The 11762-nt window shown below is 46.5% G+C and carries 3 protein-coding genes; all 3 read left to right on the top strand.

Going from position 1 to position 11762, the window contains the following annotated elements; all coding sequences use genetic code 11:
- The first annotated feature begins 278 nt into the window (after nt 1-278).
- The 3 genes from Q0230_RS09320 to Q0230_RS09310 are packed head-to-tail and all read left to right on the top strand — an operon-like array spanning nt 279 to nt 11761.
- Entirely contained in the window at nt 279-3461 is a 3183-nt protein-coding gene (locus tag Q0230_RS09320; RefSeq protein WP_298609701.1) for a BRCT domain-containing protein, read from the top strand.
- Between the two features lie 9 nt (nt 3462-3470).
- The gene (locus Q0230_RS09315) at nt 3471-9941 is read left to right on the top strand and encodes a HEAT repeat domain-containing protein (RefSeq protein ID WP_298609700.1); all 6471 of its coding nucleotides are present in this window, start codon (nt 3471-3473) and stop codon (nt 9939-9941) included.
- A complete protein-coding gene (locus Q0230_RS09310; RefSeq protein ID WP_298609698.1) occupies nt 9938-11761 on the top strand; it encodes a hypothetical protein in 1824 nt (607 codons plus the stop codon). Before Q0230_RS09315 ends, Q0230_RS09310 begins: the two co-directional genes overlap by 4 nt.
- Nucleotide 11762 lies beyond the last annotated feature (1 nt).

Here is an 11762-nt window from a genome sequence, read left to right as displayed (position 1 = left end):
TTTCAGCCTCGCTATTACCCTAAATTTAGTACCGGCCGCGGTACGAGCTGGGGCAATCGCGCCGTCGCAATTTCGTACCGCGGCCGGTACTAAATTTAGGGTGCGAGTCAGTGAGTCTTCCATGTACCAGGTAGTAAGGTAGATTTTTTCCAACCAACTTAGGGGATCGTGTATCCCCTGAGTTTTAAGCTCAGACAATAGCACTGATAAATGTGGCTTAGATTTTTAATCATTTTACTTCTTACCATTTTATTTGAATAAAGCAGGGGTCAATATCCATGCAACTCACCCTTTCTGATATTGAAAAAGCTTGGGCGTTAAAAGACCCTGCCTTAGTGGATTATATGCTGGCACTTGCTACCCAGCCTGATCTGCCTGCTGATAAACCTATTCGGACTGAAGCTCTCAGCTTCCAAAAATTCGTTAACACGATTTTTAGTTATAACTTTCTGCAAAAAACACCCGAAGAACAAAAAGCATGGCGGATTGAGCAAATACGCTTATTAGAAGCTGATGATGCAGAAGTACCTTTAGCAGAGCGTTTAAAACTACACAAAATTATTTTGCTGCTATGGACTGATAAAAGTCCATATGCACGGCATGTATTGTTAGAAGTGATTCGGCGTATACCCTTGGTGTACGGTCCTTGGCGCGCTCTGAAACATATTTTCAAAGCGGCTGAAGCTGAAAATGACTACCAGCTACTAGGCGCGCTTGCGACCCGCTGTGACATGGCAACTCAGCAGGAGTTTAGTCGTGCCACTTTGCTGTATATGCGGCGTCGCGCTTGGCGCTATTTACGCCAATTAGGGCAAACCTTGCCTGCGGTTTATCCCGAAGCCGCTAGCTACTTCTTAGCAGCTTACGAAGACAATACCGCTTGGCAGCAAACCTGGGTGGCAAATCATATCTTTTACCATGAAACCCATGCGTATGATGCGGCGAATTTTGGCTATGTGTCCCCCAAAATAGGCTTATTAGAAAAACGTGCTTTTAAAGCCACTTGGCAGCGCTCACCTGAACCTTTATTGCGCTTGTTGAGTATGGCGCGAGCTGAGCAGATTCGGAAGTTTGCTTGCGATGCACTAAAAGCTGATTTCGCGGTGATCTTGCGTGATGTCGAAGCGCAATGGCTGATTGATTTAGCCAATCTGCCAACACACAGCCAAGCGATTGATAATTTTATAGTTTGGCTGTTACAAAACTCGCCCAAACTTGAGCAACAGCAATTCCGCGCTTTGGGCTTGCATCAAGTCGTATTAGGTTTATTAGAGTCGAATGACAAAGATGCGCTGAATTATGCCATCCAATACGCTAAGGCTCATGCGCGTGATCTGCCTGTAACTGAATTACTGCGCCTCGCACTCAAACCCAATCCAGAACTCGCTAAACTGATACGGCAGTTAATTTCCGAGCGCGATCCACGCAGCGAGATTGGCTTGGAAGCTTGGGGACAGTTGCTATGTTTAGAAGCTTATTACGATTTTGCTGCGGAAGCTTTGCGTAAACATTTTGGGCGCAAAGAATTGACCCCGGAATGGTTCCAACAACGTCTGTTGGATTCAATGCTCGGCTTCAAATTTGCTAAGCACTATTTGCTGGAACTACACCCGCTTAAAACGCTAAGCAGTCGTTATTTCCAAGGCATTTTAGAGCAGCTCGATACCACGAATGACGAGCACAATGAGCTGGCTAATTTTGCCCTGACGCAATTAGCGCAACTGGATTTAACCGAGTTAGCGCCAGCGTTTATTCAAACTGCGCTTTTCCACCCCTTCTTGACGTGGAAATTCCGCGAGTGGCTACAAAACGATACCCTTAAAACGCGACAATTGCCGCTCGATTTCTATCAAGCACTGGCTTATGAGCCAGATTGGTATGTGCATCCCTTCATTCAAAATTTGTGTCAGTCGAATCTGCCTTGGACAAAGTATCTGAGTTTTGACGCCAGTTTGGCAGAGCAAGTACGCGGCTGGTTAGCAGATGTGCGGCGTTTCTCACCTGCTGATTTAGGCTTTGAATGGCTAATGAAGTTGGTAAATCGCGAAGAGGCGGCTTATCACGATTTCGCCGTGAAATTGATGATTAAGGCATTTACGCCAGCGGATTTTGCCCCCAAACAAACGGCTATACCCGCAGCTAGTACACCGTCTGCGACTGACAAAACCATTGACTTAGACAAGAAAACCTTCTTATTCACTGGCAAACTGAGCACTATGACGCGTGGCGAGGCGGAAGCCAAGGTCACCGCTGCGAATGGTAAAAACTCGGGTAGTGTGAATGCTAAATTAGATTATTTAGTGATCGGTGATGAAGGCTCGCCTTTATATGGCAATGGCCGCAAGGGCAGCAAGCAAGTGAGTGCGGAAAAGCTGATTGCTGAGGGTGCAGGCATTAAAATCATTTCCGAGACCGCTTTCCTACAAATGCTTGCCGGTGAGCAGCGTGAATTTTCAGAAGATGCGTTAGTTGAAGGCTGCAAGACTTTATGGTCGATGGCGGTGGAAAAACCGGATACGCCCATCAGTAAATTTGCGATTCAATATCTGCGCTATCACCACCCTGAATTATGCTTGAAATTAACGGATCGTCCGGTTGATCCTGGCACGGAAATTCCCGCTAGCTTCGCGACTTTTGAGCAGTTTAAACCTTTGTTTAATCAGGCGAATGTGCCGCTACGCCATATGGCTTTGGATTATGCTAACTATGAATTTGCGCGTTGGAATCCAAGTGTCGCCGATTTATTGGCTTTGACTGAATCGAAATACAGCGATGTGCGTGAATTCGTCAGTAAAGCGCTGACCGAAGAAGCCAGCCAAGAAAATCGGCGCTATCGTTTGGATGCAAGCTTGCTACCTGCGGCTGATGTTTATAGCTTCTGTGAAGCGCGTTCAGCAGCTACCCGCCAATTGGGTATGCAGCTCATTCAACAGCATGAAAAATTCCAATTACCAGAAGCGCTATTCCAACTGACCGAAAGCCCTGATCGTGAATTACGTGGCTTTGTAGTACGGATTTTATGGTCACTCTATCGCCGCTATTCGACGACCGCCCATTGGCAGCCAAGCTTGCCCGTGATGGCGAATTTAAGCGCAGTGGATAAAGCTAAGCGTGAAGCAGCCTTGAAAAAACTCGGCACAGGTTTGCCAAAGCATCCAGACAATCTGCCTGCGGATAAAGATGCCTTACAGCAATTATTACGCCGCTGGTTATATGAAATTCCACCAGGTCGGATGGGTAATGAGCGTTTAAAAACCAGCTTGAAACCCTTATCGGCCAGCAAAGCAAAAAAAGCTTTAATTGAAACCTTCCGCGATGTGGCACTGGATGATGCGGAATTTGCGCAATTAGTGCTGCCGCTCTTTAAGAATTTCACTCGCTCGAATGGGCTAATGGAACAGGCAGCCTGTTTAGTTGCAGTGACGCGTTTACAAACTGCCCATCCTGCTTTGGCGATATAAGGAAGCACTATGATTAATTTACTTCACACCTATCGCGGGCAAATTCAGGGCTTGGTGAGTCAAGGTGCTCACAGCGTTTTTATTACCAAGCATCCCGAAAACCAAGCGACTGAACTCTATCGCTTAAACACCAGCACCGAATACACCGAGCTGCAAAGCGATGCCTTACCTTGTAGTGCCACTGCTTTAGTAGGCAATACAGAACAGATTTGGTTAGCTGGCACGGATGGTAAGCTCTACAGCAGCGCATTTAAAGAAGGCAAAGCCAAAGCGCTAGGCCATTTAGATTTTAGTCAAAGTGAAGTCTTGGCATTGGCTTTATTAGCACAACATCGTTTAGCAGTGTTACAAGCCAAGCAAATCCAGATTGTTGATTTAACAGCAAATAATATTAGCCAAACCTTTGAGCAGACTGATGCGGCAACCACATTAGCAAGTAGTCCAGATGGTTTATGGTTTGTGGTGGGTTTCCGGCAAGGCAAGCTGGCCGTTTACCACTCTGAAACACCAACCAGTGAATTTGCTTTATCCAGCGAAGGTGTAGTGCATCAAGGTCAAGTCACCGCTCTAGTATTTGCCCAGAACGAATTACAGTTCTACTCAGCCGGTGCAGATAAGAAGCTGTTTTTAACCCATGCACGCGGTACTTTGCAGCCTTTAGATAAAGGTAAAAGTAGCAATCATGAAGTAGCGATTAGTGCACTGTTACTCGGCAAAGAGCGTTTATTTACTGGTGCACACGATAAAAGCGTCAAAGCTTGGGCGTATAGCGGTGGTCAACCCACTACTTTAAAACAAGGTTTACCGAATATTGCCTATTTGAGCTTAATTCAGTATTTGGATAAGCCTGCGCTATTAGTCGCTGGTACGGATGCCTCCTTAACCATTGTCGGCTTAAGTGAAGAAGAAAAACTGGGTGAGATCAAAGTCGCGATTAATGATGGCTATGCTTGGGCCAAATACTTTGGCGAACGCGCTGATCCACTAGAGCGCGAGAAAGCCTTAGTTCTGCTGGCTAAGTATGATGATAAACGCGCTTTTGATTTATTAGATAATCAGCTTAAAAGCGAACAAGATCACGCTTTGCGTGAGCAAATCATTAAGCTAGTGGCCAAAGCGAAACATCCACGCGCCTTAAATTTATTAGAAGCTGCTACCAAAGATACCCGCCATGACACCGTGCGCCAACAAGCCTTCAAAGCCTGGGAAGGCAAAGTGGCAGCGGATGATTTGCGCCCGTATGAAGTTGCACTGGCGACCAATCAGCTTGATATTGGTAAGGAAGCCTTAACGGTTTTAGCTGCACTGGCCAAAGAGCAGCCGCGTGCTGAACAAATGTTGGTGCAGGCACTGAATCATAAACAGGCCGCTTTACGTTTGACCGCTTTGAGTTTGTTGGAAAAGCTCTATGGTGATTCGCCCAAAGCATCACTCCAAGCTTTAGCAGTGGCTCAAGCTGATTTACAGCGTGCGGCTTTAATACGCTTATATCAGCGCAAACTCCTGCAAGATATGGAGGTGCAACGCGCTCTATTATTAGCCCAGTCTGATAATGACGCGAATCTGCGTCACACCGCTTTTTTAGTCGGGATTTTAAGTCAAGCCAATTTGACCCAAGCCCTCAAAACACTGGAACCCGATTTAGCGCGCCAACTGCAAGAGTTAGAAGATTTTGAATTGCTCGGTGATGGTACAAGCAAACCTGCCAAAGCGCCTAAAACCTCGAGCAAAGAGGCGGCGAAACTGATCCAAGCCTTGGAGTTTGCTGATTACAATGTGCTGCTGCAAGGGATGAGTAATCGCCATGCAGATATTAGTTTCTTGGCGGCATTTGCCTTAGCGGTACTCCAAGATCAACGGGCGTTCGGCATGTTATTAGTCCTAAGCCAAGAAGCGAATCCAGCAATTCGCGCCGGTGTTGGACGGGCGTTTGCTTGGTTAAATCAAGACGATAGCATTCCCACTTTAGAGCTACTGCTCAATGATAAAGCGCCGGAAGTGCGCGATGCGGCTTTCAATGCGTTAGAGAAGCTTCAAGCAAATCGGCTGCTAACAGCAGAACGGGGTTTTGCCTCACAGCATCAAGATATTCATGCACGTAGCTTAAAGACTTTATTAGATTTATTGGCTGAACCTGAAACCAGCGAAAAACCGAAAAAATCCTTACTGGGCAGTTTAAAAACACTGTTTTCCAGCCCTAAAGACCCAACACCCGTCACCCCTAAAAATGACAGCGAACGTGCTTTAGTTTTATTGCAAACCGCTTTAAATGATCCTTTTGAGCCAGTCCGCCAAGAAACCTTCAAAACTTGTTTGAACCGTCAATTGGGTGGCTCAGAGCTAGATACGCTGCGTTTATTGCTGACTAGCCGTTATGAAAATCTGCATCGCGAAGTGCTGAATGAGTTAATGGCGAAAAGCCGTGTCCTACCTGAGTTGGATTGGGTTGCACCATTGTTATTGGAGTTATTCAATGATCGCTTTGCAGGGGTGCGTACCGAAGCTTTACGCTTTGCCTTAACTGAAAAGAAACGTTTTGAGGCACAAGCAGTTTTAGCGGCAGCAGTGCAAAGTCTGTTTGTGGATGTCAAACAGGCGGCTTTGCTGCATATTCAAAAGAATCCAAGCAAAGCCAATCAAGCACATTTGCCTACATTATTGAATGATGAACATGAGTCTTTACGCAATTTAGCGATTCAATTATTAGTCGATGCAGATCAACAAACCGCACTCCTCACAGCCTTAAATAGCCCTTATGACGATGTGCAAGTTACGGCGGCGAATGCTTTAGTCAAATGGGGGGAGCCGCAAGCTTTTAAGACTTTAGAAGCTTTATTAGCGCGCCCAGAACCGACGATCAAAGCCGAACAAGAACAATGGCTACGGATTACTGCACAAGCTTTATCAGGTTTAGGGTCAACGGCACAAGTTCAAGCATTTGCGACCATTCAAACTTATTTGAAATCAACTCATGCCTCCTTAGTTGAGGTTGCGGCTAAAGCACTCGCTTATGTAGTCAGTAGCGAGCAAGTTCCGGTTTTATTAGAACTGCAAGCTGATGAGCGTCCGGTAGTACGTGCCAATGCAGGTTTCGCTTTAGCCCTATTAGCAGAACCGCAAGCTAAGGCCGTGTTAGCTGAAACTAAATTAGTTGAACAGCAATTAAGCCTGTCACAACGTTTGGCAGCCCAGTTAGCTTTGGAAACGGCTACCCCGTTAAATCTGCAAATTTTCCTACAAGATCATCGGACATTTATTCCAGCGGTACTAGCACTCGCCAGCCACGAGTTTCTCCTGCATGGCGATGAGCCTGAATTAAGCACGTGGGCTTTAAGTTTAAATCAGCCTGAGTTGCAGCAGTTTTGTGCTGATTTACTGGTGTCTTATAGTGATGAAGCAGCGCGCTGGGCTTATTTGGGGCAATGGCTCCAACAGCAACAAGGTTCAGATAGTAAAGATCAGGAAAAATGCTGGCATTTCAGTACCGCTAATTTGCAACAGATTGCCGCGATATTGGTCTACGGTAGTGGGCATTTAAAAGCGTATTTGCTAGAAATTTTGGTTAATTTAATCAGCATGAATGGCAAAGAATGGCAATTGCAATTCGACGCTTTCAATAAACGCTTTGCCAATGAAATTAAAGCGGCTGAAGCGAAGGTGCTGAAACCTGAGCCTGCTAAGCACGAGCAAGCCGCATGGAATCAACGCGCTTTCGGGGCTTATTTAGGTCTGGTGCGTCAGGATAGTCCGCAATCACCACGTTATGGTTCCTTAGTCTTACGCTTGAAAGCCTTACGTAGCTTACAAGACCTTGCTGAACGTGACAAAAGTTTATACGAAAGTGTAGTTAGCAGCTATCTAACCCTGCTCAACCATGAACAAGTCGAAATTCGCTTATTCGCCTTCGATACCTTGCAAACTATGGGCGTGGATTTGGCCGTCTTAGGGAATACTGCCACCACTTCGCCACGCACCGATATTGCCCGCAAAGGTTTAGAATTACTGATTAAGCATTATCCACTTAAACAGTCGCATCAATTACTGCAAAACTTGATTGGTAGCAATCACGAAATTCTCGCGCCAGAAGCGTGGAAGTTGTATAGCGCGGATCTGGGTTTGGTCAAAGCTGCCCCCGTTGCACTGCAATCCAATTTAGCCGAATTGCGTTTGCAAGTGATGGGAGATTTAGCGGCGCATTATGCGGATACGGGTGTGCCAGCTTTAGTAGTGGAAGCCAGCCAAAACAGCTCCATCGCGGTAGCGATGAAAGCAGCCGAGACACTGGCACAACAGAAACATCCGCAGGCTTTCAATGCTTTAGTCGGTTTATTTAAACGCGGTACGAGTGCACAGAAACGCGGTGTCTTGAATGCTATGCGTTTATTGCCGAATGCTGAGCCTGCTTTATGGTTAGTGAACTATCTAAATACCGATTTCTTAGACAATGACTTATTAAATCAAGCTTATGAAGTGATTGCGAGCCAACGCCCGATAGAAGCCTTTAAGCCACTACTCAAGCGTTTGGAGCAACAAGCGAAAGAAGCTAAAGCCATCATTAAAGCACTCATTACTATTACCGGTTTCGACCAGCCCATTGAAGATTATGCAGATGAGTCAGCAGATAAACGTTGGTTGACTTTACAGTTCCCCCGCCATGAAGATTTGCTAATTCAATTATTCAACCATTTGATTCGTCTGAATTATTTAGATGAAGCAACACGTTTAGCTTATGCACTGGGCTGGGTGCAAAGTAAAGACGCAGATAAAGCCCTAGCGGATGCTTTGCCAGTATTAAATACTGCGCAACTCATGCCCGTTTTACAAGCCATGTCGCATCGTGCCCTGAAGCGCGAGGGTCGGGTAAATGGCTTACTGACGATGCTTGCGCATAAAGATTTGGATGTGCAGTTCTTAGCGGCAGAGGGCTTGGCGAATAGTGGTCATCAGCAAGGCTTTAGCATTCTGCTGGCGGCCATGGATTATCAGAAAAATGATGAATTCCGCAAACGTGCCACCCTTGCTTTGGGTAAATCGGGCGATGAGCGCGCTTTAGATAAATTGCTGAAACTCGCGGAAGACAAAGAGCATTTCTTACACGAAGCGGCCATTGAAGCGATTGGCCATTTGGGCAAAGGTGAGCAAGGCGAACGCATCTTTAAGCAGATTAAATCACGCTTATTGAATGCTGAGTATTTCTCGGATTTAGCTAACTATGCTCTGAATGGTTTGCGTTGGTTGAATACCCAAGCGGCTTGGGCGCTGGTGCAAGAGTATGCAGCTGATCAAGCCCGCTACAGTGAGTATCGGGAACATGCAGTGAGCTTGCTGCAATACCACGATACCGAAGCTACACGTAGTTTCTTACTGAAAGTATTACGTGAAGAAGATGATGAAATGGGTGTGGTTGAAATAGCATTGAATACGGCGCGCTTAGTGTGGAAAGCAGAGCCAACTATTGCCACTGAAGTGGACTATGCGCTCTTGCAAGGTCATTACCCACAAAGCGATTCGAAGCTATTGGAACGTATCGTCAATACTGCCCCGACTGCGACCTTATTAGCATTGCTCGGCAAGGATTATGTGCCAGATGATCCTGCTTATGCGCACTATATTGTGGCGGGGTTAGGGCAAGGCTTATTGAAGCGCAGCGATTACCAAACAGATGAATTACAAGCTTTATTAGCGGCGCAAAAACCGGAAGTCGTTGAGTGGGTAGCACGCTTAATCGGGCGGATGGATAAACTCACTAAAACCTTAGCCACTAGTTTGGAGCAAGCGCTCGAAACTTATTTCGCACGCTGGCAAACAGCTTATCAGCGCTTAGAGCAAAAGCCAGATGATCCGGTGCGTCAAGAAACTGAAACAACCTTAGTGCAAACGCTGGATCAATTGCTTTGGACACTGGTGCAACAAAATCTGCAACCGGCTCATTTATTGCAATTATTGACCACTGCACAGAAAGCGGAGCGCCACTTCCAAATACAGATTCTGACCGCCTTCCTAGCGCTAGATAAGCTGAGTGATAAATCGGTATTGGAAGCTTTAAGCAACTTACAATCTTCGCCTGTCTTACAAGTCAGCACTTTGGCGAATCAATTACTCGCCAAACATCAACCCAAAGCCAAGGTCGATTGGCAGCGTTTACTCGCCCAGCCAGAAGCTTTATTACAAGACCATTTCGCCAAAACTTTAGCAGAAGCGGCTGCCACCGCTGCGCATCAGGCACAAGTTTTACCCGTCTTGATTGCCAAGCAAGAAGTGCCAACCTTGGCGCAGATTGCGAATGACCCACAGCAACAAGAAGCCTTGCGTTTAGGGGCGATTGAAGGTTTAGCCAGAATTATTACACCCGAAGCTGAAACGGCTTTACAACAAATCAAGCAAGCCGCGAACGATGCGGATATTAGTAAAGCGGCCTATCGCGCCTTGCGTCGCTGGCAACGTAGCCAAGCCAAAGCCACCACGGGAGCATCTGCATGAGTACTGAAACCAATCCAGTGGCAGGGACTGAAAGCTTTACCTTGCGCTATCAGCAGCCCAGCGATTTTCACCATGACGCGGTGCAATTATTCACGCATTTAGAGCGTGATGCCGTGCAGTTTGCGGGTAAAGTTAAGCAGCCGATAGCTTTCCGCGAAGGTTTAGCAACTTTATTTGCGATTGTCAGTAGTGACTATCGTTATGTGCCGAAGGATCGTGCCGCTTATGCCGCGTTCATGCAAATGCGCCGTAGCTCGCAGAATCTAGGTTTGGCGAAAGCATATCGCGCTTATTTCGATTGGTTAATACGCAATGACCCGCAAGCATGGCTAATTCTTGATCCAATTATTAGCGTGCATCCTGATGGTTTATTGCTCGAAGTCTTTAGTAAAGATGAAGGTTGTTATGCCGCGCTCGCTTTAGATAATGCGTTCTTTGAGACGCAAGGCCAAACTCAATTTGGCACGACTAATATCGACTTCAGCCAAGAGCTCGCCCAAGGCATTGAGCAGATTCGCAGCTTCCGCACTACCCATTTTACGGTGGGTAAAGAAGCGGTCAATTTCCAAACTGAAACCGCAGCCGCTTTACCCGCTACCGAAGTAATCGAAAAGCGTATTCAAGTGCCGCAAACCTGGATTCGTGGTTTATTGCAAGTGCAATCCGCTGCGCAATTGCCGAGCGATACCTTTTTCCTAAAGCCGATTGATCTGTATAACGCGCTACGTCATTTGCGCCTCCATGCGGATCTCAAAGGCAAAAAACGCGGCTTGCGGATTGAACTCGTGCCGAATCAGCAGCCACGTTTGGTATTAGAACCGAATGATGTGGTGATTGAAGGCAGCGCCGAGGCTTATCAAGGCAAGCAGGCGAAGGTGATTCGTTTATGGGGGCGGCGGCGTTTGAGTTTATTGAAACGCTTTTTACCTTTTGCGGAAACCATTGAAGTGCAGGTTTTGGGGAATGGGATGCCGAGTTTCTGGATTTTAGGTGGCTCGGGGATGAGTTTAACGCTGGCGGTAACGGGTTTTACGGCGAGTAATTGGTCACAAGCACTGAATTTTGATTTATTGTTACCACGGCGCACTGAGACGGTGGCTGAATTAAAAGTGGTTGTGGATGCACTGAAAAAAGCCTATGTCGCAACTTTAGAGGATCTAACACAACTAACTAAACTGAGCGAGCTGACTTGCCGTACCGCGCTGCAACAAGCCAGCCAACAAGGTTTGGTGATTTATGATCTGGCGCATGATGTATATCGTTATCGCCCGCTCACTCAAGAGCCGCTGGAGATGGCGCATTTTCAATTCCGTCAACCCGCTGAAAAGCTGGCTTATGATTTAGTCGCACGCCAAAAAGCTATCAGCCCATTACAATTGACTGTGATTCCGCTAGAAGGCACAGAAATTTCTGCAGAAATTACGGTGAAAGAAGATAAGCGTGATTATCTAGCCAAGCTCAAACTCACCGAAGAAGGGCAAATCAGCAAAGCATCCTGCTCTTGCCATCAGATTATGACGCATGGTCTGAGCCAAGGTGCGTGTAGCCATTTGCTTGCGTTAAGGATTGCATATGCTGAGCAGCAAGCGAAGCGTGATTTGAGCGTGATTACCCATGAAACACGCCTACTGACACGCCGAAATAAGCAACAACAAGAACAGATTCAAGTGACTTTAAATCAAAAGCGTTTGTTGATTAGTCGTGAGCTGAATCAGCAAAACAAACCACAGCAATTCGCCTTCAATTCCGTGCAGGAAGCGCGCCATGCGTATCTAGGCAAAATCGCACAATTGGAACTAAGCGGCTTTATTGAGGGCTAAA

Origin of the sequence: uncultured Thiothrix sp., from assembly GCF_937876535.1 — a bacterium.
GTDB lineage: Bacteria > Pseudomonadota > Gammaproteobacteria > Thiotrichales > Thiotrichaceae > Thiolinea.
The sequence above is the reverse complement of the archived record's forward strand: the minus strand, read 5'-3'. Positions and strand labels throughout refer to the sequence as shown.

Excerpts from the sequence above, each read along its gene's own strand:
- Q0230_RS09320 (WP_298609701.1), top strand. The coding sequence starts at position 279 with ATGCAACTCACCCTTTCTGATATTGAAAAAGCTTGGGCGTTAAAAGAC.
- Q0230_RS09315 (WP_298609700.1), top strand. The coding sequence starts at position 3,471 with ATGATTAATTTACTTCACACCTATCGCGGGCAAATTCAGGGCTTGGTG.
- Q0230_RS09310 (WP_298609698.1), top strand. The coding sequence starts at position 9,938 with ATGAGTACTGAAACCAATCCAGTGGCAGGGACTGAAAGCTTTACCTTG.